The organism is Leclercia sp. UBA7405, assembly GCF_037152215.1.
GTDB lineage: Bacteria > Pseudomonadota > Gammaproteobacteria > Enterobacterales > Enterobacteriaceae > Enterobacter > Enterobacter pneumoniae.
Genome location: NZ_JBBCMR010000004.1, coordinates 53053 through 77286, shown reverse-complemented (window position 1 = coordinate 77286; position 24234 = coordinate 53053). Strand labels below are relative to the sequence as shown.

Here is a 24234-nt window from a genome sequence, read left to right as displayed (position 1 = left end):
AAAAATAACGGTTTCATTATGATTCAAAAAAAGACAATAGATAATTTAGTGGTTTTCGTAAAAGATAACGATCCCTTTTATGAAAAAATTTTGAAAGATTTTCTTCGTTTTAATCTTAAAGTGACAAAAGTATTTCGTTCAATTGAAGATACTAAAGTCATACTGATCGAAACCGAACGCGGGCCGATAGTACTAAAAGTCTTTGCGCCGAAACATAAAAAAGTAGAGCGATTCCTGAAATCGTGCGTAAAGAGAGATTACTACGAAAACTTAATTTATCAGACTAATAGAGTCAGAAGCGAGGGTGTATCCTCGATTAATGATTACTATCTATTGGCTGAGAAAAAGACATTGAATTTCTCCCATTACTTTATAATGTTAATTGAATACATTGAAGGTACAGGTTTAGAACAATATGTTGACGTCCCTGAGCATATTAAGAAAGAGATTTCAGATTCAATAAAAGAGTTACATGATCATGGTATGGTGTCAGGCGATCCACATAAGGCTAATTTCATTGTGTCGGAGCAGGGATTACGCTTGATAGATCTTTCTGGTAAAAAAACGAGCCCATTATTGAAAGCGAAAGACAGGCTTGATCTTGAGCGTCATTACGGAATCAAAAATACACTGCATGATTCTGGATATAACTCGCTCCTCTTTAAAAAGAAAGTTAAAAATATTATTAGAGAAATAAAGGTTAAGCTGGGTCTGAAGAAACGCTAATTATTTCCGAAGACTTAGTAAGTAACAGTACGTGTAGATAATACGCCTGAAAGGTAAATAACTTGGATTTTAAACAATTAACCCGGTTTAAAGACATAATTGTGCTGGATAAACGCATTGAAAAATGCGAAGACCGCGATACTTTTAATATTTCATGGGGTATCGATAAAAACTATCAGGTCGGTGCAGCAATATCCATCGCATCGATCCTGGAGAATAACAAGCAGCATGACACGCCGTTTACCTTTCATATTATTTCGGATGTCTTAGATCCTGACTTTGTTCATCTGCTTACTGAGCTTGCTGAACAGCACAAAACAGTTATTAAGCTCTATCATATTGATGCAGCACCTTTATCGACACTACCCAAAACGAATATTTGGCCCGTGTCGATTTATTATAGACTGCTCTCGTTCGATTACTTCTCTGAACGACTGGATAAACTGTTGTACCTTGATGCTGACATCACTTGTAAAGGCTCACTAGAAGAGTTGATTGCTCTGGAGTTTAACGATCAGTACGGTGCGGTAGTTGTTGATGTCGATTCTATGCAGAAGAAGAGTGCCGAGCGACTGAAAAATCCAGAGTTCGAAGGTCATTATTTTAACTCTGGTGTGATGTATATTAATCTGAAGCAGTGGTTGAATTCGCATCTGACGGAAAAGTTTTTTGATTTGCTTTCTGATCCTCAAGTGACAGAGAATATAAAGTATCCAGACCAGGATATTTTAAATATTATGTTCCTCCACCATGCTGAGCTTCTTCCGCGGGAATATAATACAATCTATTCTCTTAAATCTGAGTTTGAAGAAAAGAATAAAGAGTATTACCTTTCGTTTATCACAGATAAAACAGTGTTTATACACTATACGGGCGTGACGAAGCCCTGGCATGACTGGGCAAGCTATCCGTCAGCCCGATTTTTCCGTGATGTTTATGCGCTTTCGCCATGGAAAGTAAAGCCCTGGCAGCCAGCCGTAAGAAAGCACGAGTGCCGCGAGAAATACAAACATTTATTATATCAAAATAAGTACCTTGCCGGTTTATACACAGCAATTAAATATAATTTGATGAAGAGCTAAATTAGAATGGTTGATAAAATCATCTTTACGGTTACGCCGATATTCTCTATTCCTCCTCGGGGCGCCGCAGCAGTAGAGACATGGATGTATCAGGTTGCTCAACGAACCACCATTCCTAATCGTATTGTGTGTATTAAAAACGAAGGATATTCTGATTATACGCAGGTGAACGATAACTGCAGTATACATCGCATCGGTTTTAGTCGGGTTTACAAACGCATTTTTCAGAAATGGACGCGTCTCGATCCTTTACCCTATTCGCAACGTATTCTTAACATAGCAAAAGATTTTCCGATTACCGATAAAAGCGTGATTGTCGTACATAACAGTATGAAGCTTTATCGACAGATCAGGGAGCGCGCGCCACAAACTAAAATTGTTTTACACATGCACAACGCGTTTGAGCCGAAAGGACTGAATCCTGATATTAAAATGATTGTGCCGAGTCAATTTCTTAAGAATTACTATCAGGCTTATTTGCCTGATGCGGATATTGTCATAGTTGATAACGGTATCGATCTGGACGCATATCAATCAGACTGTTCATCACAGCTAAGGTCGGAGTTGAACCTCACCACTCGCGACAAGGTCATTTTCTACGCGGGACGTATTGTTCCTGATAAGGGTGTATTGCTGCTTCTGAAGGCTTTCGAAAAACTCGTGGAAGAACAGAGTGATTTGAAGCTTGTCGTCGTTGGCGACCATATGGAAGTGAGTAAAAGCGATAAAGGTGCATATCAGCAAGAAGTCCGGGATGTCGCGGCTCGTATGCAGGATAAATGTCTCATGCTGGGTAGTATTCCGCCTGAGAAGATGCATCTTTACTATCCGCTGGCTGATTTAGTTGTTATCCCTTCTCAATTCAAAGAGCCGTTTTGTATGGTGGCGATAGAGGCAATGGGGGCAGGTAAGCCTGTCCTTGTCAGCACTCGCGGCGGAATGGTGGAGTTTGTAAAGTCTGAGGAGACTGGTTACCACTTACGCGAACCCATGACAGTCGATTCGATAGCGCAAGACATTAAGGATGTCCTCGCTAGAGAGGATCTTCATCGGACCGCTGAGCAGGGTCAAAATCAAATATTCGAGCGTTACAGTTGGTCAAGTGTGACACAAAGTTTTGAAGCGGTTATTCACAACTGGTTTGATTGAAAAAAAGGCTACTTAACGTAGCCTTTTTTTTATGCCGTTTTATTTTTCATGGCTAACAGTAAGCCTGCAAAAATTCCTAGCAGGTCTAATTCAATTTGCTCGAAATTGCCTCTGACGATGAAATAGCCAATGAACGAGAGCAAAATAACCATATACGCATTAAAGGGCGAATAGCGATCACTCTTAAACCCATTTGCGACACACTCTTTAATAATGCCCGCATAGATCAGTAAAAGGCCGAACAAGCCAAGTATTCCCGTACCGAACCAGACAAACAGTGCAAGGTTATGGGGGCCAATAGACTGTCGGAATGTCCACTGAGGATAATCAACAACACGCTTGTTGTAGACGTCTTTATAGGCCGCATTACCAAAACCATAACCGATGACAGGATTTTCCATAATCAGGTCGAATGCGCTTCCCTGAGTACCATTTGTATAACGATGAGTGCTGTCCGTCTGCTGCAATTTGTAAGCCAATCGCTTAGCAACATCTTTGTGCGACATAAGGGCTGTGAAGCAGAGTGCTCCAATAATGATCCCACTAATCAATAACTTCCACTGCCTGTACAGCAATGTCCAGACAAGGCCAACTATCAATACAGCGAGCCATGCTCCCCGTGAAAGCGTACCTAGCATCAAAAAGAGATAAGCGGCACTCAGTATAACGAATGCAATACGATATTTTGTAGATTTGATAAGCCACAGATTTAAGAGGGCAGGGAAAAGAAATACCAGTGAATCTGACACCCCGCGATGACGATAATCGCTAAAGGGCAGTACGCCATTTTGAAAATCAATATAATAGTAAACCAGCGAGGTTAAACTGCGAAAACTTAATGCTGTCAAGAATGCAGACAATACCAGTCTGGTAATTAGCTGTTTGCTCTCCTCCCGCAATAATACCGGAAGGCTAAGGGTACAGAGCAACATGTTTTCAACGACAGAGTTGTTGATTTCTTTTAAGCTTGCTCTGATGTCTGGTGTCTGGAAAAGTGATAAAAAAGTAATAATTGTCAGGAAAACAATACTTCCAAACAGGAAGGTTTTGAAAATGGGAAGATACTGCCTGGGCTGTTTGCATAGGTAAGTAATAGTGGTAATCGTCATCAAAATGACAATAAGATGCTTATAGCGAGTAATACCATCTAAAAAGTAAGTCGCAATGAACAAAAAAACCAATGCTCTGTTCCAGTATTGCTTCCAGTTTTTATTCTCATTATTGAAAAGTAATGCTAAGGCCATCTTTTCTCCGACGTTTGCTCACGAGAGTTAAAATTTAGACGTTAACTGATCAAACACAGTAGAAGCAGGTAAGTTCGCAAGCATTTTATTTGCAGAACGGCATTCCAACTGGTTCATCCCATAACCCCCAATCAACCCAGGATCCGTTGGGCCATATAAAGTGATATTTGGGCGATCCAGCGCCGCTGTAAGATGGCTCAGGCCTGTATCCACCGACACAACAAATTTCGCGCCAGCCAGTACCCTCGCCACCTCTTCAAGACTCATTCGTGGCAACACTTCCACGTAGTCAAACCCTTCAGCCAGCCTTTTGGCTCGCGCCTCTTCATGCGGCGCGCCCCACGGCAGTTTGATTCGAATCCCTGACGCAGCCAGTAATCCGATCAACTCTCTCCAGTTTGCTTCCGGCCAGTGCTTATCATCACGGGTCGTGGCGTGTAAAAATACCGCATACCGGCCTGCATCTGCATTAAGATGATTCAAAAAATGCTGCGCTATCGCATAGTCGCCCTGTGATTGTGGTTTGCTGTAGCCCAGACTGAGCGCAAAAAGTTTACGAGTACGTTCCACCGCATGTTGCTGCTTTGGGACAGAGTGACGTTGGTTATAGAAAAGCGAAGCCAGGGGTTCGCGGGCGGACTGCCAGTCCATGCCGTGCTTAATCCCGCGCGCGAGGCGGGTGACCAGCGCAGCGCTTTTAACCAGACCCTGCGCGTCTATAATCACATCGTATTCTTCAGCCTGTACAGCCTCACGAAACGCTTTACGTTCCGCTTTTACCGCCGCTGAAAACCAAGCTTTACGCCAGCGACGAATGGCTACCGGGATAACGCGATCGACCGCTGCATGCCATGATGGGATTTGAGCGAAACCTTCCTCAACCACCCAGTCGAATCGAATACCCGGTATTGCCTGCTGTGCGTCAGTCAGCGCAGGTAGCGTATGTAATACATCGCCCATTGAGGATGTTTTGACGATCAGAACCCGCATCTGTCAGCTTTCCTCTTGCAGTAACAGGCTGTTGAGTTCTTCAAGCACGCGCTGTGGAGTAATGTCGATGAGGCTTTGATGGTAACCCTCAGCCGCATCGCCTTTACGCACTTTGTGATAGCCCGTAATCAGGCGGATCACGCGAGCCTTATGCGACAACGGTGGCGTAAAGTCCGGGCTGCTGGGACCATAAAGGGCAACCAGCGGGCGGTTAAGTGCGGCAGCGACGTGCATCAGCCCTGAGTCGTTAGTGACTACGGCTTTACAGGCGGCTATCAGAATGACCGCCTGCTCCAACTGGGTCTCTCCTGCCAGGTTACGGCACCACGCCTGCTGCTCGTTGCTGAGTGTGGCGAGAATTTCATTGCCGGCTTCGTGATCTTTGGCTGAGCCAAACAACACGATTTGGAAGCCTTCATCAATAAGCTGTTTTGCCAGTTCGGCATAGTGGTAGTGCGGCCAGCGCTTTGCCGGGCCGAATTCTGCGCCCGGACAGAAGCCGATCATCGGACGTTCTGAAGAAAGACCAAACGTACTGCAAACCTGGGACTTTTCGCCGTCATTCACCTGCAGTTGAGGCCAGAGCAGGGGCTGCGGTAAGTCCTTCGCTGTTTGCATCACGCCTTTATCATAGGCCAGCGCCACATAGCGCTCGACCATGAGTGGCCAGGCATCTTTATCCAGCACACGCGCGTCATTGAGCAGGCCGTAGCGCATTTCGCCGCGCCAGCCTGTACGATGAGGAATACTGGCAAAAAAAGGCACCAGAGCAGATTTAAAGGAGTTGGGCAGCACATAGGCGCGGTCATAGCGTCGTTCACGCAGACTGTGGCCGAGCTTGCGGCGCTCGCCAATTTCCAGCGCCCCATGGCCGAGCGGCATCGGGATCGCTTCGTTCACTTCTGGCATACGCGATAAGAGCGGACGGCACCACGCAGGTGCCATCACATCAATAATCGCCTGGGGATAACGCGCCTTGAGCGTGCGATAGAGACTTTGCGACATCATCATGTCGCCCACCCATGACGGGCCGATCACCAGTATCCTCATTGCTTGCCTGCCTTACGCGTCGCGGTTCAGCCAGGCCATATATTCCGTTACCCCTTCGGCAACGGTCTTGAACGGCTTGTCGTACCCCGCTTTACGCAGGTTTGTCAGGTCAGCCTGCGTGAACGCCTGGTAGCGGCCTTTCAGTTTGTCCGGGAACGGGATGTATTCAATGCTGCCTTTTTTGTGGTATGCCAGCGCGGCGTCAGCGACCGCCTGGAAGGACTCTGCGCGGCCTGTACCCAGGTTATAGATACCGGACACACCGTTTTCCCAGAACCACAGGTTCACCGCTGCCACATCGCCCACGTAGACAAAGTCGCGCTTGAAGCCGTCGCTGCCTTCGAACAGTTTCGGACTTTCACCGTTATTCAGCTGAGTGTTCAGGTGGAACGCCACGCTCGCCATGCTGCCTTTGTGGCCTTCGCGCGGTCCGTAGACGTTAAAGTAGCGGAAGCCAACAATCTGGGAGTTCGCTTCTGGCAGGATCTGACGGACATATTCATCAAACAGGAATTTGGAGTAGCCGTAGACGTTCAGCGGCTGCTCATACTCGCGGGATTCGATAAAGTCAGATGTACGGCCGCCGTAGGTTGCTGCAGAAGAGGCATACAGGAACGGGATTTCACGTTCCAGACAGTAGTGCAGGATCTCTTTGGAGTACTGATAGTTATTGTCCATCATGTACTTGCCATCCCACTCGGTGGTGGAGGAGCATGCCCCCTCGTGGAAGATGGCTTCGATCTCGCCGAACTCTTCACCCGCCATAATCTGGATAAGGAAATCTTCTTTATCCATATAGTCAGCAATGTTCAGATCCACCAGGTTAACGAACTTGGTGCCGTCTTTCAGGTTGTCCACCACCAGGATGTCGGTGATGCCTTTGTCATTAAGGGCTTTAACGATGTTACTTCCGATGAAACCTGCGCCGCCGGTAACGATGATCATAACTGTAACCTTTGAAGTGTGGAGCCCGGGGACAATCCCGGATGCTAATGTCTGTAATCATATCATCACAACGGCATCCCTTCAGCCATTTGAACCGCGTCCTGAGGAGTTTCTGAAGGTAACAAGGGCTTTTCAGTTGCTTCCCATAAAGGCGGCTGGAAAAAATATTATATCGGGATAATTTGCCTTAATATTTTCAATCGTTATTAGGTAAATAGAGTTTGTTGGTTAATAAATGAACTATGTACAGCCTGTAGTCAGGTATGTTATAATTATTCTTTTATAATAACGGTTATATCTACGATGAATTCATCTACCACGATTGTGACAGCATATTTTGATATTGGTAGAGGAGAGTGGACTTCTAATAAAGGATTCCGCGAAAAACTTGCGCGTTCAGTTGATGTTTATTTTAGTTATTTTGAACGTTTAGCCGCGCTTGAGAATGACATGGTGGTTTTTACCTCTCCGGATTTAAAAGCAAGAGTCGAAGCTATTCGTGAGGGTAAACCAACAACGGTTATTACGATTGATATTAAAAATAAATTTAAACATATCCGTTCGCGCATTCAAAAAATTCAACAAGATGAAGCTTTTACCAGCAAGCTAGAGACGCGACAACTTAAAAATCCTGAATACTGGTCGCCGGATTATGTACTGGTTTGTAACCTAAAATCCTATTTTGTAAACAGAGCTATTAATGCTGGTCTTATTAGGACGCCGCTTGTCGCCTGGATCGACTTTGGCTATTGCCGTAAAGATAATGTGACCCGCGGTCTTACTGTCTGGGATTTCCCGTTCGATCCAAATAAAATGCATCTTTTTACCATTAAAAAGGGTCTTAGCGTTAATTCCCTGCAACAAGCTTTCGATTTTATGATCGGTAATCATGTGCATATTATTGGCGGGGCACTTGTTGGTTCACAAGAGAAATGGAAAGAGTTTTACCCTCTTGTTTTCCAGAGCCAGAAATTGACCCTTGAAAATAATATCGTGGATGATGATCAAGGGATCTTTGTTATGTGTTATTACAAAAGACCCGATCTGTTTGCTTTGAACTACCTGGGACATGGTAAGTGGTTTGATCTGTTCCGCTGTTTCAAACGTTCCCGGTTCGGTGCAAAAATGCAGGCACTCAGGATTTTCTTGTCCAGAAAATAATCATTCCAACCGACGCCGTCTCCTCTTCTTCTTTATTACATTTCTGTTTTCCCGGCGCCTTTACCAAAGGCGCTTTCGGATATTTCTTTCCTGCGCCGTTAAAAGCCACATAAAACTCATAGTTTATTGTGAGTTCTATAATTGCCATGCCCGTGTAAAAGCACCGACATACCACAGGGATACACGTGATTTATGCTGCAAAAACGACAACTGATGATGCGTCATCTCGTATCCCCGTATAGCTTTGGGTAATATGTGCCAAAATTTGCCGAGTCTGGAGAATTGCAATGCGTGGGGATTTTTACAAACAGTTAAACAGCGACCTGGAGACCGCACGTGCGGAAGGGTTGTTCAAAGAAGAGCGTATTATTACCTCTGCTCAGCAGGCCGATATCACCGTTGCCGACGGCAGCCATGTGATCAACTTCTGCGCCAACAACTATTTAGGTCTCGCGAATCATCCTGAGCTGATTGCCGCAGCCAAAAATGGCATGGACTCCCACGGTTTCGGTATGGCCTCCGTGCGCTTCATCTGCGGCACGCAGGATAGCCATAAGCAGCTTGAGCAAAAGCTGGCGAACTTCCTCGGGATGGAAGATTCCATTCTGTACTCCTCCTGTTTCGATGCTAACGGCGGTCTCTTTGAGACGCTGCTTGGCGCAGAGGATGCAATCATTTCCGACGCGCTGAACCACGCCTCCATTATTGACGGTGTGCGCCTGTGTAAAGCGAAGCGTTACCGTTACGCCAACAACGACATGGTTGAGCTGGAAGCCCGTCTGAAAGAGGCGCGTGAAGCCGGCGCTCGCCATGTGCTGATTGCCACCGACGGCGTATTCTCTATGGACGGCGTGATCGCCAATCTGAAGGGCGTATGCGACCTGGCGGACAAATACGACGCGCTGGTAATGGTTGATGACTCTCACGCCGTCGGCTTCGTGGGTGAGAATGGCCGTGGCTCGCACGAATACTGTGAGGTGATGGGCCGCGTGGACATCATCACCGGTACGCTGGGCAAAGCGCTCGGCGGCGCGTCCGGCGGCTATACCGCTGCGCGTAAAGAGGTGGTGGAGTGGCTGCGTCAGCGTTCTCGCCCGTATCTGTTCTCCAACTCGCTGGCCCCGGCGATTGTTGCGGCCTCTATCAAAGTGCTGGAGATGGTAGAAGCGGGCAGCGAACTGCGCGACCGTCTGTGGTCCAACGCTCGTCTATTCCGCGAGAAAATGAGTGCGGCAGGTTTTACCCTGGCGGGTGCTGACCACGCGATCATCCCGGTGATGCTGGGCGATGCGGTGGTGGCACAGAACTTTGCTCGCGAGCTGCAAAAAGAAGGAATTTACGTTACCGGGTTCTTCTTCCCGGTGGTGCCAAAAGGTCAGGCGCGCATCCGCACCCAAATGTCTGCGGCGCATTCGCCTGAACAAATTGAACGTGCGGTAGAAGCCTTTACCCGCATCGGTAAACAGCTGGGCGTAATTGCCTGAGGACGTGTAATGAAAGCGTTATCCAAACTGAAAGCGGAAGAAGGGATTTGGATGACCGACGTGCCGGAGCCGGAAGTCGGTCATAACGATCTGCTGATCAAAATTCGTAAAACCGCCATCTGCGGCACAGACGTTCATATCTACAACTGGGACCAGTGGTCACAGAAGACCATCCCGGTGCCGATGGTTGTAGGTCATGAATATGTGGGCGAAGTGGTCGGTATCGGGCAGGAAGTCAAAGGCTTCAAAATTGGCGACCGCGTCTCTGGCGAAGGTCATATTACCTGCGGTCACTGCCGTAACTGCCGCGGTGGACGTACGCACCTGTGTCGTAATACCGTCGGTGTAGGGGTGAACCGTCCGGGTTGTTTCGCAGAATATCTGGTTATCCCGGCGTTCAACGCCTTCAAAATCCCGGACAATATCTCTGACGATCTGGCCTCCATCTTCGACCCGTTCGGTAACGCGGTCCATACCGCCCTCTCTTTCGACCTGGTGGGCGAAGATGTGCTGGTCTCCGGTGCCGGCCCGATTGGGATTATGGCAGCTGCGGTCGCGAAGCACGTGGGTGCGCGTAACGTTGTTATCACCGATGTGAATGAGTATCGCCTGTCGCTGGCACGTAAAATGGGCGTGACCCGCGCGGTAGATGTTTCGAAAGAAAGTCTGAATGACGTCATGGAAGAGCTGGGTATGACCGAAGGTTTTGACGTCGGTCTGGAAATGTCCGGCGCGCCGCCAGCGTTCCGTACCATGCTCGACACCATGAACCACGGCGGTCGTATCGCGATGCTGGGTATTCCGCCTTCGGATATGTCTATCGACTGGAACAAGGTCATCTTTAAAGGGCTGTTCATTAAAGGCATTTATGGCCGTGAGATGTTCGAAACCTGGTACAAGATGGCAGCGCTGATCCAGTCTGGCCTGGATCTGACTCCGATTATCACTCATCACTTCTCTGTCGATGAGTTCCAGAAAGGCTTCGACGCCATGCGTTCCGGTCAATCCGGCAAAGTTATCCTCAGCTGGGACAAATAATAAAAAAGGCCGAGTTATTCGGCCTTTTCTTATAAGGCTTGTCCGAAATGTTGTAAATAAATGTCATTTGTCATAAATATTGCGTAATTGAGTTATTGTCTCGTTGTGCTGCTAATTTTAATTACCTAACCTGAACGTCAATACACTTTACACTTAGACGCCGCATACATTGCCAGCCTTAATACTTTCTTAATATAAGGGCTGTACAATGCCGCGTAACCTCAAGGGTATTTGGTAAGTGATGATGAATAGTTCAATCAGGCTCAGTGTGATTATTCCGTTGTACAATGCGGCAAAGGACTTTAATGCCTGCATGGAATCATTAATCGGGCAAACATGGACTGCTCTGGAAATTATTATTGTCAACGACGGTTCTACAGATAACTCCGTTGAAATTGCACAATATTATGCTGACAACTACCCCCACGTTAAGCTGATTCATCAGAGTAACGCCGGGGCCTCTGTCGCCCGTAACCGCGGGCTTGCAGTCGCTACAGGCGACTATGTCGCCTTTGTCGATGCGGATGACCTGGTCTATCCAAATATGTACGAAACGCTGATGAAGATGGCGCTGGAAGACGATCTTGATGTCGCCCAGTGTAATGCTGACTGGTGCGTGCGAGAAACGGGCAGTACCTGGCAATCCATCCCCACCGATCGTCTGCGTTCTACGGGTATATTAACCGGCCCGGACTGGTTGCGCATGGCACTGGCATCACGCCGCTGGACGCATGTTATCTGGATGGGTGTATATCGGCGTGAGGTTATTCTCAAAAACAAAATCATGTTTGTTCCGGGTTTACACCATCAGGACATTGTGTGGACCACTGAATTTATGTTTAACGCTGTCCGCGCAAGATATACCGAAGAATCTTTATATAAATATTTTTTACATGACCAGTCGGTAAGTCGCCTTAAAAGACAAGGGGATAAAAACCTTAATTACCAGCGTCATTATATGAAGATCACACGATTACTTGAGAAATTAAATCGTGACTATGCAAATCGCATTACGATTTATCCTGAGTTTCATCAGCAAATCACCTATGAAGCATTGCGCGTATGCCACTGCGTACGTAAAGAAAAAGATATCTCAACGCGCCAACGTATGATTGCTGAGATTTATGCTTCCGGGATGTATAAACGTATGATCATGAACGTGCGCAGCGTGAAACTGGCCTGGCAGGCAATGCTATGGACATATCGCCTGTGGAAATGGCGCGACAAAACGCTGTCGCCCCACCGTATTACCCGCAAAGTGCTCAATCTACGCTAACGCTTTTGCTACCGGGGGATCGCCCCCATCCCTGCCATTGATGCTGGAAATAGCTCACCAGCATGCTGTGAGCGATGCTGTCGCTCAGTACGCTAAAGAATCGGTCTGCATATACCGGCGCAGGCGCCCCCTTCGGTTTACAGATATTCACGCCGCGGAACGGATTTCGCGGGGTGTCAGGTACATTGCCTTTCGGCGGCGTCATATTGGGTGTAGAAGTATCCACCTGCGGCTCGTTTAACAGGCTGCTTGGGCGCACCAGCGTAATGTCAGAGGGCAACGTCGGTAGCATCTGCTGCAATACGCGCACGGTAGAAGGGTGGGGATGCCCAATCGCAATGGCAGAACCATTACGGCGTGCCAGCTGAACGGCACGATTAAACTGCACGCGGATATCCGCCTCGTTTTGCGTATCGTCCAGGAACACTTTGCGCTTAATCACTTTTACGCCTGTACCCTGTGCCGCACGCATCGCCTGGCTGTTGCCAATGGTCATGCTGTCGAGGAAATAGAGGTTATAGCGCTCCAGCGCCTGCATCACCTTCTGCATTCCAAACAGGCTTGAGGTCATGGCGCTGCCCATATGGTTGTTCAGCCCCACCGCGTACGGTACTTTGCCGTAGGCCTCCCGGATGATCCGTTCAACCTCGTCGCTGCTCATTTCCGGGCGCAGTGTATCTTTTTCTAAGGGCTGTTTGCTTAGCGGTGCCATCGGCAAATGAATCAAGACCTCGTGACCGCTATTGTGCGCTTTGGTGGCCATTTCGCGAGCGTGGGGCGCGTTCGGTAATACCGCTACGGAGATAGCGGGAGGCATCGCCAGCACCTGATTTTCATTGTGCGGACGATAACCGAAGTCATCAATGACGATGGCAAGTTTGCCTGCGTAAACGGGTGCAACCAGCGCCAGTGCGCTGGCGACGGAGAGAACGATACGACGAAATTGAAGCAAAACTTATCTTCCCAACCACGGCTGTGGATTGACCGCCTGACCCTGGCGACGAATTTCGAAATAGAGTGACGGGCGGCCCTGACCGCCACTGCTGCCCACAAGGGCGATGGGTTGGCCGGCGCGCACCTGGGTGCCCACGCTGACCAGAGCGCTCTGGTTATAGCCGTAAAGACTCATATCGCCTTTACCGTGTTCCACTACTACCACCAGCCCGTAACCCTGCAGCCAGTCGGCCAGAATTACGCGGCCATCGGCAATGGCTTTCACTTCGCTACCTTCAGACGCACCGATAACAATCCCTTTCCAACGTAGCTCACCCTGCAGTTGTTCGCCATAGCGATGCAGAATTGTACCGCGTACAGGCCAGTAAGCCTGACCGCGCGGGGAGCCCAGGCCACCGGTACGCGACATCAATGAACGTTCGCTTTCAGTTGGTTTATAGGTGGTGCCTTTACGGGACGCTTCCTGCTGTTTATTACGTACAGCCTGCGCCTCGCGCGCCTCTTTTTCGGCACGCGCTTTGGCAGCCGCTTCCGCACGGGCAATGCTGTTACGCAATTTAGATTCGTTAGCGCGCATTTCGCTGAGCTGACTCTGACCTGCCTGAATGGAAGACTCCAGCCCGCTCAGCGTTTTTTTACGCTCGTTGCGCGCCTGCTCCAGCTTCGCCTGCTGCGCCTGCTGTTCGTAGAGCAAGGTCTGCTGCTGGCTCTGCTTCTCTTCCAGCTCGGCTTTTTGTGAGGTGACCTCTTCACGCGTCTGTTTCAACTGCGCAATGGTCTCCTGACGCGCCTGGTTCAGATAGCCAAAATAGGCCTGCAAACGCTGGCCACGCTGACTCTCTTCACCGCTCAAAATCAATTGAATGCCGGTATGTTCGCCCTGACGGAAGGCCGCGTCGAGCTGCGCCGCAAGATTACGCTCCTGGCTAATGCGCTGGCGTTCAAGTTTGGCGATCGACGCGTTCATTTCATCGATTTGCTTATTGAGCTGAGTGAGGGTGTTTTGAGTTTCGCGCAATTTACGCGTCGCGGCAGAAATCGCCTCTTCCTGCTGCTTAAGTTGCGCAAGCAGTGCGGCGCGTTGCTGCTGTTGCTGGCGTACCGCACGCTCTTTCGCGGCGATATCGGCCTGAATAGATTTAAGCTGATCCCGGTCATCCGCATGGGCGGACGCAGCGCACAGCAATACGCCAGCGCTGAGCGCGCTGGCGTAAAGCAGAGGTCTGACTGATAACCGTATCGGCTTCACGACCCATGTGATTGAAAAAATCGCCTTTCCCCTCATGGGGAAGGATTATTCCACGATGAACAGCGCCTTGCCAGTCATCTCTTTCGGGATTTCCATACCCATCAGCGTCAGCATAGTGGGCGCGATGTCAGAAAGCTTGCCGCCTTCGACCGCTTTCACTGATTTATCACCCACGTAGATCAGCGGAACGGGCAGGTTCGTGTGCGCCGTATGTGCCTGCCCGGTAGATGGATCGCGCATCTGCTCGGCATTGCCGTGGTCGGCGGTGATCAGCAGTTGTCCATCCACCGCTTCCACCGCTTTCGCGACCTGCTCAACGCAGTGATCCAGGGCTTCCACGGCTTTCACCGCGGCTTCCATTACGCCGGTATGACCAACCATGTCGCCATTTGGGTAGTTACAGATGATGGTGTCGTATTTCCCGCTTTCGATTGCCGCCACCAGTTTTTCAGTCAATTCTGCAGAGCTCATTTCAGGCTGCAGATCGTAGGTCGCTACTTTCGGGGAGTTAATCAGAATACGATCTTCGCCGCTGAACGGCTCTTCGACGCCGCCATTAAAGAAGAAGGTAACGTGAGCATATTTCTCGGTTTCGGAGATACGTAGCTGGGTTTTGTCATTCTTCGCCATCCACTCACCGAAGGTATTCTCCAGCGAAGCAGGGGGATAGGCGCAAGGGGCATTGATGTCAGCGGCGTATTCGGTCAACTGGATGTAGTCGAGATTGACCACTTTTTTACGGGCGAAGCCGTCGAAATCGCGGTTTACAAACGCACGGGTAATTTCACGGGCACGATCGGCGCGGAAATTCATGAAGATCAAAGCATCGCCATCGTTCATGGCGGCATCAGGCTGGCCTTCAGCGCGAATGACGGTCGCTTTCACGAATTCGTCGTTTTCATCCCGTGCGTAAGCGGCTTCCAGGCCTTCGACGGCGGTCGCGAACTGGAATTCACCTTTTGCCAGCGTCATCAGGTCATAGGCCTGCTCAACGCGATCCCAGCGATTATCGCGGTCCATGGCGTAGTAACGGCCGATGAGAGAAGCCACGCGCCCCTTACCCAGAGCAGCAAACTTCTCTTCAAACAGCTGCAGAGAGTGTTTAGCGCTACGCGGTGGGGTATCGCGACCATCAAGGAAGGCGTGAAGATAGATTTTTTCTGCACCGCGTTCTGCCGCCAGCTCGACCATCGCCAGGATATGATCTTCGTGGCTGTGCACACCGCCTGCAGAGAGCAGACCCATAATGTGTACCGCTTTGCCTGCCGCTACCGCTTTATCTACCGCGCCGCACAGGGTCGGGTTAGCAAAGAAAGTCCGTTCTTTAATTTCAACATCCAGACGGGTGAGATCCTGGTAAACAATGCGTCCGGCGCCCAGGTTTACGTGTCCGACTTCGGAGTTGCCCATCTGGCGATCCGGCAGACCGACTTCCAGACCGGAAGCATCAATCAAGGTATGAGGGCGTTTAGCCCACAGTGCATCCATGACCGGGGTTTTGGCGTTGAGAATGGCGTTATCCTGGCTCTCTTCACGGTAGCCATAGCCATCCAGGATCACCAGTACCATAGGTTTTTTAGAAACCGACATTGCGACAACCTCTGTGCGTAATAGACAAAAAATTTGCGTAATTTTACTACAGCTGAATCGTGCAAATAGCCGCAGAAGATCAAAGAAACCCGCGGGGCAGGGGTTCTTCAGGGCAATTTTGGTCTTTTTTTTCGTGGCAGGCCGCAGAAAATGGATTAGCTTAGTGTCGCTGGCTGTATTTGCTCCAACGCGCAGGTATACTCCTGTCCTGGTTTTTTATTCACTTAGTCGGGAGTCGTTACCCCCCATGCAAGAAATTATGCAATTTGTTAGCCGCCACCCCATACTTTGTATCGCGTGGATTGGTTTACTGGCCGCTGTGCTGTTCACTACTTTCAAAGGCCTCACGTCTAAAGTGAAAGTGATCACTCGTGGCGAAGCAACGCGTCTTATTAATAAAGAAGACGCGGTAGTTGTCGATCTGCGTCAGCGTGACGATTTCCGTAAAGGGCACATTGCAGGCGCTATCAACCTGCTGCCCGCTGAAATCAAAGCAAACAATTTTGGCGAACTGGAAAAGCATAAAGACAAACCGATTATCGTTGTGGACGGTACCGGCATGCAGGCTCAGGAGCCCGCCAATATTCTCTACAAGGCAGGCTTTGAAAAAGTGAGCGTCCTGAAAGAGGGTATCTCCGGCTGGAGCGGCGAGAATCTGCCTCTGGTTCGCGGCAAATAAACAGGAGTCAAGTCATGGCCAATATCGAAATCTATACCAAAGCGACCTGCCCGTTCTGCCATCGCGCAAAAGCGCTGCTGGACAGCAAAGGTGTCTCTTTCCAGGAGTTGCCGATTGATGGCGACGGCGCGAAGCGTGAAGAGATGATTAAGCGAAGTGGCCGCACGACGGTTCCGCAGATTTTTATCGATGCGCAGCACATTGGCGGCTGTGATGATTTATATGCGCTCGACGCGCGTGGCGGGCTTGATCCTCTGCTGCGCTAAGGCGTTTTAAGACAATAAAAAAAGGGTTTTTTTCATGTCAGAACAAAACAACACCGAAATGACTTTCCAGATCCAGCGCATTTATACCAAGGATGTCTCGTTTGAGGCTCCAAATGCGCCGCATGTTTTCCAGAAAGACTGGCAGCCAGAGGTTAAACTTGATCTTGATACCGCATCTACCCAACTGGCGGATGACGTGTATGAAGTCGTGCTGCGTGTGACCGTAACTGCTTCTCTGGGCGAAGAAACGGCGTTCCTGTGTGAAGTACAGCAGGGTGGTATCTTCTCTATCGGTGGCATTGAAGGCAACCAGATGGCGCATTGTCTGGGTGCATACTGCCCGAACATTCTGTTCCCGTATGCCCGTGAGTGCATTACCAGCCTGGTTTCTCGTGGTACATTCCCGCAACTGAACCTTGCGCCGGTGAACTTCGATGCGCTGTTCATGAACTATCTGCAGCAGCAAGCTGGCGAAGGTACTGAACAACATCAGGATGCCTGATGAGTACTGTTAATGCGTCAATGACTGTGATCGGTGCCGGCTCTTACGGCACCGCTCTTGCCATTACTCTGGCAAGAAATGGCCACCAGGTTGTGCTTTGGGGCCATGACCCAAAACATATCGCAACGTTGCAAGCCGATCGCTGTAACGTGGCGTTCCTCCCTGATGTGCCTTTCCCCGACTCACTGCACCTTGAAAGCGACCTCGCGACGGCGTTGGCGGCCAGCCGTAACATTCTGGTTGTGGTACCCAGCCATGTGTTTGGCCAGGTTCTGCGTCAGATAAAACCGCTGATGCGAGCCGATGCGCGTATCGTCTGGGCGACCAAAGGGCTGGAAGCCGAAACCGGACGTCTGCTGCAGGATGTGGCGCGCGAAGCGCTGGGGGATGAGATACCGCTGGCGGTGATCTCCGGTCCGACATTTGCGAAAGAGTTGGCGGCGGGTCTGCCTACGGCCATCTCTCTGGCGTCCACCGATGAGACTTTTGCCGACGATTTGCAGCAGCTTCTGCACTGCGGTAAGAGCTTCCGTGTCTACAGTAACCCCGATTTTATCGGCGTGCAGCTGGGTGGTGCGGTGAAGAACGTGATTGCCATCGGTGCCGGGATGTCCGACGGTATTGGCTTTGGTGCCAATGCGCGAACGGCGCTGATCACCCGCGGCCTGACCGAGATGTCCCGACTGGGCGCTGCGCTGGGTGCCGATCCTACGACCTTTATGGGCATGGCGGGGCTGGGCGACCTGGTGCTTACCTGCACCGACAACCAGTCACGTAACCGCCGCTTCGGCATGATGCTCGGACAGGGCATGGATGTCACGGGCGCGCAGGAGAAGATTGGTCAGGTGGTTGAAGGCTACCGCAATACCAAAGAAGTTCGCGAATTGGCGCACCGTTTTGGTGTCGAAATGCCAATAACCGAGGAAATTTATCAGGTATTGTATTGCGGAAAAAATGCGCGCGAGGCAGCATTGACCTTATTAGGTCGTGCGCGAAAGGACGAGCGCAGCAACGAAGCCTCCCCGAAATAACCGGGGCCGCAGGGTAATAACCAATAACCCTGCAGCCTGATGTCGGTCGGGGATAATCGCAGGGATCCTTTGTCATCCAACGACACGGCCAGCAGAGACTGGCCGGTCGTACCATTACGTCTGGAGTAAGCAATGCCGTGTGAAGAACTGGATATCGTCTGGAACAATATTAAAGCCGAAGCCCGGGCTTTGGCCGACTGTGAGCCTATGCTGGCCAGCTTTTATCACGCGACGCTCCTCAAGCATGAAGATCTTGGCAGTGCCCTGAGTTATATGCTCGCCAATAAGTTGTCTTCCGCCATCATGCCCGCCATTGCCATTCGCGAAGTGGTCGAAGAGGCCTATGCCGCCGACCCGGAAATGATCGCCTCTGCCGCCTGTGATATTCAGGCTGTACGCACGCGTGACCCGGCGGTGGATAAATACTCCACCCCTCTGCTTTACCTGAAAGGGTTTCATGCGCTGCAGGCCTACCGCATCGGCCACTGGCTGTGGAATGAAGGCCGCCGCGCACTGGCGATTTTTCTGCAAAACCAGGTTTCGGTCACCTTCCAGGTCGATATTCACCCGGCCGCGACGATTGGGCGGGGCATCATGCTCGACCACGCCACCGGTATTGTGGTGGGTGAAACGGCGGTGATCGAAAATGATGTTTCGATCCTGCAGTCGGTGACCCTGGGCGGTACCGGTAAAACCAGCGGCGATCGCCACCCGAAAATTCGTGAAGGGGTGATGATTGGTGCCGGGGCGAAGATTCTGGGGAATATCGAAGTGGGGCGCGGTGCGAAAATTGGTGCCGGCTCAGTGGTATTGCAACCTGTTCCTCCTCATACCACCGCCGCAGGCGTTCCGGCGCGTATTGTCGGCAAGCCCGATAGCGACAAGCCGGCGATGGATATGGATCAGTTCTTCAACGGTATTCACCATACCTTTGAGTATGGTGATGGCATCTAACTTCTGAGGATGGCGCCGGCATAACCTAGCTGGCGCCAGGCTTCATAAACCACCACCGACACCGCATTAGAGAGGTTCATACTGCGGCTGTCCGGCATCATCGGAATACGAATTTTTTGCTCAGCAGGCAGCGCATCCAGAATCGTTGCGGGCAGGCCGCGCGTCTCTGGGCCAAACAGCAGATAATCCCCTTGCTGATAGCTCACGGCACTGTGCGCTGGCGTACCTTTGGTGGTCAGGGCAAACATGCGCTGGGGTTTCTCTGCATCCAGAAAAGCCGCGAGATCCCGATGGCGAACCACGGCGGTAAATTCATGGTAATCCAGCCCCGCGCGACGCAGGCGTTTGTCGTCCCACGTAAAGCCCATTGGCTCAATGATATGCAGGCGAAAACCGGTGTTAGCGCACAGGCGGATGATATTGCCGGTATTCGGCGGAATTTCTGGTTCGAAGAGTACGATGTTAAGCATGCTGACTGCCCCCTTATTTGCGGGGGGCAGGATAGCATTTTCACTACGCTGCGTCGCCCTGCGACAAGGGGGCCAGTGCAGCCGGAAGCTTACTTAACTCTTGCACCAGAGAGTCTTTGCTGATCTCACTAATCGACCTTGCGCCGGTTAGCGTCATCGCCACCTTCATCTCTTTCTCGATCAGGTTCAGCAGATTCGCCACGCCCGCCTGGCCGTGCGTCGCCAGCGCATAGAGATAAGCGCGCCCCAGCAGCACGCTGTCTGCGCCCAGCGCAATCATGCGTACCACATCCAGCCCGTTGCGGATGCCACTGTCGGACAGGATGGCGATATCCCCTTTCACCGCGTCGGCAATGGCAGGCAATGCCCGTGCTGAAGAGAGCACCCCATCCAGCTGGCGGCCACCGTGGTTAGAGACCACGATGCCATCGGCACCAAAACGGACCGCATCGCGGGCATCTTCCGGATCGAGGATCCCTTTGATCACCATAGGGCCGTCCCAGAATTCACGGATCCACTCCAGGTCTTTCCAGGAGATGGAGGGATCGAAGTTATTCGCCAGCCAGCCGATGTAATCCTCCAGCCCGGTGGGTTTACCCAGATAGGTAGAGATATTCCCCAGATCGTGTGGACGGCCGTTAAGTCCCACATCCCATGCCCACTGAGGATGGGTCACAGCCTGCCAGTAGCGACGCATCGCTGCATTGGCGCCGCTCATACCTGAGTGGGCATCACGATAGCGCGCGCCGGGGGTGGGCATATCCACCGTAAAGACCAGCGTCGAACAGCCGGCCGCTTTAGCGCGCTCCAGCGCGTTGCGCATAAAACCGCGATCGCGCAGGACATACAGCTGGAACCACATGGGGCGCTTAATGGTCGGCGCCACCTCTTCAATGGGGCAGACGGAAACGGTGGAGAGGGTAAACGGAATACCTTTCGCATCGGCCGCCGCCGCGGCCTGCACCTCTCCACGCCGGGCATACATGCCGCACAAACCCACCGGCGCCAGAGCCACCGGCATCGAGAGCGTTTCGTTAAACAGCGTTGTCTCGAGGCTAAGATCGGACATATTCTTCAGCACGCGCTGACGCAGGGCCACTTCCGACAGGTCTTCTACATTACGGCGCAGCGTGTATTCGGCATAAGCACCGCCGTCGATATAGTGAAACAGGAACGGGGGCAGGATGCGCTTCGCTGCGGCGCGGTAGTCACTGGCTGCGGAAATAATCATGCTTTGGTCTCCCTGGTAGTGTCGTTGTCGCCAGGCAGACGGGTAATACGCGCCTGTCGGGCCTGATCTTCATCGAATTGTTTGATGGTGGTGTGGACAAAGCCCAGGTGCGCCATCATCGCCTTGCGCGCCGCTTCGGCATCTCCGTTCAGAATGGCGTTCAGCACCGCCTCGTGCTGCTCAGTCAGGCGGGCAAAGACCGGCGGCACCTGATACATACGCTGGCGGCTCTGCTTCACGGAGGATTGCAGCAGGTCGAAAAAACCGCGCATGGTCTGCAGCAGCACCACGTTGTGCGAGGCTTCAGCAATGGCAAGGTGAAAACGGACATCCGCCTGGGAGGCGATATCCGGGTCGGGGCTTTGCGTCGCGTCGAAGCAGGCTTTAAGCTTCTCTTTGTCGGCCTCCGTCGCCCGCATGGCCGCATGCCATGCTGTGCTGGTTTCGATCGCGTGACGCGCTTCCAGGATATCGAAGCTGTAGTCCGGATCGTTCTCCATCAGCGTTTTTAACGGTTGAACAATGTTTTGTTCCGACCAGTCATCATGCTGCCAGCGCACAAAAGTGCCGCCGCCACGACGGCTCAGCAGCACCCCTTCATTCACCAGCGTCGCCAGGGCTTCACGTAACGAGTTACGCGAAACGCCAAGCTGGGCTGCCAGCTGGCGCTCGGCGGGCAATTTCATGCCCGCCTCCAGCTGTTGTTCTTTAATCAGCGTCTTTACGCGAGAGGCAATCTCGTCGGAAAGACGTCTGGGCATCACTATCATGGAATCATCCAGGTTAAGACGTAGGCCTGTAGCGTGGTGATCACGCCCACCATACAGGTGAATATCAGGCTGTGTTTGACGGTAAAGCGGAACAAATCGGACTCCTTGCCCACCAGGCCTACCGCCGCACAGGCGATAGCGATGGACTGCGGCGAGATCATTTTGCCGGTCACCCCGCCGGTCGTGTTAGCCGCGACAAGCAGGACGTCGGAGACGCCAATCTGCTGGGCCGCCGTCGCCTGTAGCGCAGCAAACAGGGCGTTGGACGAGGTATCTGACCCGGTCAGGAACACACCCAGCCAGCCGAGGAACGGCGAGAAGAAGGTAAACGCGTGCCCGGTATGCGCCAGGGCCAGGGCCAGCGTCGACGACAGCCCGGAGTAGTTCGAGATAAACGCGAACGCCAGAACCATCCCGATGGAGTAGATCGGCAGCGCCAGCTCTTTCAGCGTGCTGGCAAACGTCTGCACCGCGGCGGCAGGCTTCATGCGCAGCCACACCACAGAAAGAATAGCGGCAAACAGGATGGCCGTACCGGTGGCGGAGAACCAGTCGAACTTATAGACCGCCGCATAGGGTGTCGCCTCGTTAACCACCGGCGGCATACGCGCGACCATCTTGTCGAGGAAGGGCACGGAGATATTAATCACCATGTCATACAGCGCGCCGCCTGGGGCGAACAGGGCTTTAAACGGCGGAATGCTCCACAGGGTGACGGTTGCCGTCAGGAACAGGAAGGGCGACCAGGCGCGAATGATTTGTCCAGGGGTATAACCGGTGCGCGCCAGGGTCTGATCGACGTGTGAGGCGCCCATATCGGCAAAACGGAAAATACGCACCGGCTGCCAGCGCTTGAGGAACAGCGTCAGGCATACCAGAGAAACCAGCGACGAGATAATGTCCGGCAACTCCGGGCCGAGGAAGTTGGAGCTGAGGTACTGAGCGATGGCGAAGGAACCGCCTGCGACCATCACCGCAGGCCAGGTCTCTTTCACGCCGCGCCAGCCGTCCATAATCGCCATGATCCAGAACAGCACAATGATGGTCAGGAACGGCAGCTGACGTCCTACCATCTGGCCAATCTCAAAGCTGTCCAGCCCGGTCACCTGTCCGGCCACCAGAATCGGGATCCCCATTGCGCCAAAGGCGACCGGCGCGGTGTTAACGATCAGACAGAGACCGGCGGCATAGAGCGGATTAAAGCCTAAACCTACCAAAAGGGCTGCGGTGATGGCCACCGGCGCGCCAAAGCCAGCCGCCCCCTCCAGGAATGCCCCAAAAGAGAAGCCGACAATCAGCATTTGCAGGCGCTGGTCCGGCGTGATGGAGAGAATCGACGAACGGATAATGTCGAACTGACCGGTTTTTACCGAGATTTTATAGACAAATACGGCGGCAATAATAATCCAGGCGATGGGCCATAGACCGTAGAAGAAGCCATAGACAACCGAAGCCAGCGCGCGATCGACCGGCATTTTATAAAAGAACAGCGCGACCAGCAGGGCGACGACGACAGTCCAGGTCGCGGCAAGGTAGCCCTTCAGCTTGAGCTTAATCAGCGCAAAAAAGAAGAACAGAATGGGTAGCGATGCGATCAGGCTCGATAGCCAGATATTGCCGGCCGGATCGTAGTTTTGTTGCCAGAGGCTCATTGCAGGTCTCCTGAGGACCACCCGCCCTGTACGCGGTGAGTCTGCGCTCATCTCAACGTCACAATACGTGTAAAAGTGGTCCTGCCAATAGGGTGATGTAGGGGTAATGACAATGAATGGTTAACCAGATGTTATGGTTGGGCAACGATTTTGTGATGGAAAATAATGGAAATGTGAACCAGTGGACAGTCAAAGGGGGAATTGGTTGGGCCAATTTTGGGCGGGGTAAGGCCTGATGCCCTCACCCCGGCCCTCTCCCACGGGGAGAGGGAGAAAACCGTTCAGATCCCACGTCCCTTAGGGAGAGGGGCAAGGTGAGGGAAAACTATTCAGAATGCCGTCTTACAAAAGCCGGTCATCTCTTTCAGGCCCATTTCACGGCCAAGTTCGGTCATCGGGTGCACGACGACCAGACCACGAACGCTTTTCTTCAGCTTGCCCATATCAGCCTGCTCTTTTTTGGTGATTGGGCGGCGGTGCGGCATGTCCATCAGCTTCTGCGCTTCTTTACTCAGCTTGTGGTTTTTCACTGCGCGCAGGCGATCAATTTCGGCTTCCAGCGTCGCGGTCTCTTTTTCCAGCTCGGCATACTTCTCGGCGGACTCAACCAGCGAGAGGCCAGCCATCTGGTGGCGGATCAGATCCAGGCGGTCGCTCAGGCGTTTAATTTCGTTCTTTTCGACTTCTTTCATCACAAATAACTCTAAAAACGGGGGAGATTACAGGGAAGGATACACCAAT

At 51.6% G+C, this 24234-nt stretch carries 24 protein-coding genes; 12 read left to right on the top strand and 12 right to left on the bottom strand.

Features of this window, described 5'->3' with window-relative positions; translation table 11 throughout:
* The first annotated feature begins 18 nt into the window (after positions 1 to 18).
* The 3 genes from rfaY (at position 19) to WFN75_RS18350 (ending at position 2957) form a co-directional block, all read left to right on the top strand.
* Positions 19 to 726 carry a lipopolysaccharide core heptose(II) kinase RfaY gene (gene rfaY / locus WFN75_RS18360; protein ID WP_212478170.1) on the top strand — a complete coding sequence of 236 codons (708 nt, stop codon included), beginning with the start codon at positions 19 to 21 and terminating at the stop codon, positions 724 to 726.
* 62 nt (positions 727 to 788) lie between these two features.
* Complete coding sequence (locus tag WFN75_RS18355) at positions 789 to 1808, top strand: glycosyltransferase family 8 protein (RefSeq protein ID WP_212478169.1); 1020 nt, start codon at positions 789 to 791, stop codon at positions 1806 to 1808.
* Positions 1809 to 1814: 6 nt separating this feature from the next.
* The gene (locus WFN75_RS18350; protein WP_212478168.1) at positions 1815 to 2957 is read left to right on the top strand and encodes a lipopolysaccharide N-acetylglucosaminyltransferase; all 1143 of its coding nucleotides are present in this window, start codon (positions 1815 to 1817) and stop codon (positions 2955 to 2957) included.
* Positions 2958 to 2986: 29 nt separating this feature from the next.
* Here WFN75_RS18350 and rfaL read toward each other — a convergent pair whose 3' ends face one another.
* Genes rfaL through rfaD form a run of 4 tightly spaced genes read right to left on the bottom strand, consistent with a single transcriptional unit; the run spans position 2987 to position 7186 of the window.
* On the bottom strand, positions 2987 to 4201 hold the full coding sequence (gene rfaL / locus WFN75_RS18345) for an O-antigen ligase RfaL (RefSeq protein ID WP_212478167.1): 1215 nt from the start codon (positions 4199 to 4201) through the stop codon (positions 2987 to 2989).
* Positions 4202 to 4228: 27 nt separating this feature from the next.
* On the bottom strand, positions 4229 to 5191 hold the full coding sequence (gene rfaC, locus WFN75_RS18340; protein ID WP_212478166.1) for a lipopolysaccharide heptosyltransferase RfaC: 963 nt from the start codon (positions 5189 to 5191) through the stop codon (positions 4229 to 4231).
* Positions 5192 to 5194: 3 nt separating this feature from the next.
* Positions 5195 to 6241: an ADP-heptose--LPS heptosyltransferase RfaF gene (gene rfaF / locus WFN75_RS18335; RefSeq protein WP_046886297.1), complete on the bottom strand. Its 1047-nt coding sequence runs from the start codon at positions 6239 to 6241 to the stop codon at positions 5195 to 5197.
* Between the two features lie 12 nt (positions 6242 to 6253).
* On the bottom strand, positions 6254 to 7186 hold the full coding sequence (rfaD, locus tag WFN75_RS18330) for an ADP-glyceromanno-heptose 6-epimerase (RefSeq protein WP_212478165.1): 933 nt from the start codon (positions 7184 to 7186) through the stop codon (positions 6254 to 6256).
* Positions 7187 to 7489: 303 nt separating this feature from the next.
* Between rfaD and yibB the strand changes: the two genes are divergently transcribed.
* The 4 genes from yibB (at position 7490) to WFN75_RS18310 (ending at position 12145) form a co-directional block, all read left to right on the top strand.
* Positions 7490 to 8347: a protein YibB gene (gene yibB / locus WFN75_RS18325; protein WP_212478164.1), complete on the top strand. Its 858-nt coding sequence runs from the start codon at positions 7490 to 7492 to the stop codon at positions 8345 to 8347.
* A 287-nt stretch (positions 8348 to 8634) separates the two neighbouring features.
* On the top strand, positions 8635 to 9831 hold the full coding sequence (kbl, locus tag WFN75_RS18320; protein ID WP_046886295.1) for a glycine C-acetyltransferase: 1197 nt from the start codon (positions 8635 to 8637) through the stop codon (positions 9829 to 9831).
* Positions 9832 to 9840: 9 nt separating this feature from the next.
* Positions 9841 to 10869, top strand: a complete 1029-nt coding sequence (tdh, locus tag WFN75_RS18315; RefSeq protein ID WP_040077852.1) for an L-threonine 3-dehydrogenase — start codon at positions 9841 to 9843, stop codon at positions 10867 to 10869.
* A 241-nt stretch (positions 10870 to 11110) separates the two neighbouring features.
* On the top strand, positions 11111 to 12145 hold the full coding sequence (locus WFN75_RS18310; RefSeq protein WP_263616523.1) for a glycosyltransferase: 1035 nt from the start codon (positions 11111 to 11113) through the stop codon (positions 12143 to 12145).
* Here WFN75_RS18310 and WFN75_RS18305 read toward each other — a convergent pair.
* The 3 genes from WFN75_RS18305 to gpmM are packed head-to-tail and all read right to left on the bottom strand — an operon-like array spanning position 12132 to position 15938.
* Positions 12132 to 13097 carry a divergent polysaccharide deacetylase family protein gene (locus WFN75_RS18305; RefSeq protein ID WP_263616506.1) on the bottom strand — a complete coding sequence of 322 codons (966 nt, stop codon included), beginning with the start codon at positions 13095 to 13097 and terminating at the stop codon, positions 12132 to 12134. The genes WFN75_RS18310 and WFN75_RS18305 overlap by 14 nt on opposite strands.
* A gap of 3 nt (positions 13098 to 13100) precedes the next feature.
* On the bottom strand, positions 13101 to 14360 hold the full coding sequence (gene envC / locus WFN75_RS18300) for a murein hydrolase activator EnvC (protein WP_233803699.1): 1260 nt from the start codon (positions 14358 to 14360) through the stop codon (positions 13101 to 13103).
* 33 nt (positions 14361 to 14393) lie between these two features.
* Entirely contained in the window at positions 14394 to 15938 is a 1545-nt protein-coding gene (gene gpmM, locus WFN75_RS18295; protein ID WP_336996635.1) for a 2,3-bisphosphoglycerate-independent phosphoglycerate mutase, read from the bottom strand.
* Positions 15939 to 16185: 247 nt separating this feature from the next.
* On the opposite strand from gpmM, the gene WFN75_RS18290 reads away from it, so the two are divergent.
* The 5 genes from WFN75_RS18290 (at position 16186) to cysE (ending at position 19370) form a co-directional block, all read left to right on the top strand.
* Positions 16186 to 16617, top strand: coding sequence for a rhodanese-like domain-containing protein (locus WFN75_RS18290; RefSeq protein WP_207292744.1), 432 nt, complete (start codon positions 16186 to 16188; stop codon positions 16615 to 16617).
* A 14-nt stretch (positions 16618 to 16631) separates the two neighbouring features.
* Entirely contained in the window at positions 16632 to 16883 is a 252-nt protein-coding gene (gene grxC / locus WFN75_RS18285; protein WP_040077862.1) for a glutaredoxin 3, read from the top strand.
* Positions 16884 to 16917: 34 nt separating this feature from the next.
* Complete coding sequence (secB, locus tag WFN75_RS18280) at positions 16918 to 17385, top strand: protein-export chaperone SecB (RefSeq protein WP_014168079.1); 468 nt, start codon at positions 16918 to 16920, stop codon at positions 17383 to 17385.
* Positions 17385 to 18416 carry an NAD(P)H-dependent glycerol-3-phosphate dehydrogenase gene (gene gpsA / locus WFN75_RS18275; RefSeq protein WP_046886289.1) on the top strand — a complete coding sequence of 344 codons (1032 nt, stop codon included), beginning with the start codon at positions 17385 to 17387 and terminating at the stop codon, positions 18414 to 18416. The genes secB and gpsA overlap by 1 nt, the downstream gene beginning before the upstream one ends.
* Positions 18417 to 18548: 132 nt before the next feature.
* A complete protein-coding gene (gene cysE / locus WFN75_RS18270) occupies positions 18549 to 19370 on the top strand; it encodes a serine O-acetyltransferase (protein ID WP_286932546.1) in 822 nt (273 codons plus the stop codon).
* Here cysE and trmL read toward each other — a convergent pair.
* The 5 genes from trmL to WFN75_RS18245 all read right to left on the bottom strand — a co-directional run bounded on the left by trmL (position 19367) and on the right by WFN75_RS18245 (position 24185).
* On the bottom strand, positions 19367 to 19840 hold the full coding sequence (trmL, locus tag WFN75_RS18265; protein ID WP_040077865.1) for a tRNA (uridine(34)/cytosine(34)/5-carboxymethylaminomethyluridine(34)-2'-O)-methyltransferase TrmL: 474 nt from the start codon (positions 19838 to 19840) through the stop codon (positions 19367 to 19369). The genes cysE and trmL overlap by 4 nt on opposite strands.
* Positions 19841 to 19883: 43 nt before the next feature.
* A complete protein-coding gene (gene lldD, locus WFN75_RS18260; protein WP_336996634.1) occupies positions 19884 to 21071 on the bottom strand; it encodes an FMN-dependent L-lactate dehydrogenase LldD in 1188 nt (395 codons plus the stop codon).
* Positions 21068 to 21841 carry a transcriptional regulator LldR gene (lldR, locus tag WFN75_RS18255; RefSeq protein WP_040077867.1) on the bottom strand — a complete coding sequence of 258 codons (774 nt, stop codon included), beginning with the start codon at positions 21839 to 21841 and terminating at the stop codon, positions 21068 to 21070. Before lldR ends, lldD begins: the two co-directional genes overlap by 4 nt.
* Positions 21838 to 23493, bottom strand: coding sequence for an L-lactate permease (lldP, locus tag WFN75_RS18250; RefSeq protein ID WP_336996633.1), 1656 nt, complete (start codon positions 23491 to 23493; stop codon positions 21838 to 21840). The genes lldR and lldP overlap by 4 nt, the downstream gene beginning before the upstream one ends.
* Positions 23494 to 23822: 329 nt before the next feature.
* On the bottom strand, positions 23823 to 24185 hold the full coding sequence (locus WFN75_RS18245) for a YibL family ribosome-associated protein (RefSeq protein WP_046886287.1): 363 nt from the start codon (positions 24183 to 24185) through the stop codon (positions 23823 to 23825).
* Positions 24186 to 24234: the final 49 nt, after the last annotated feature.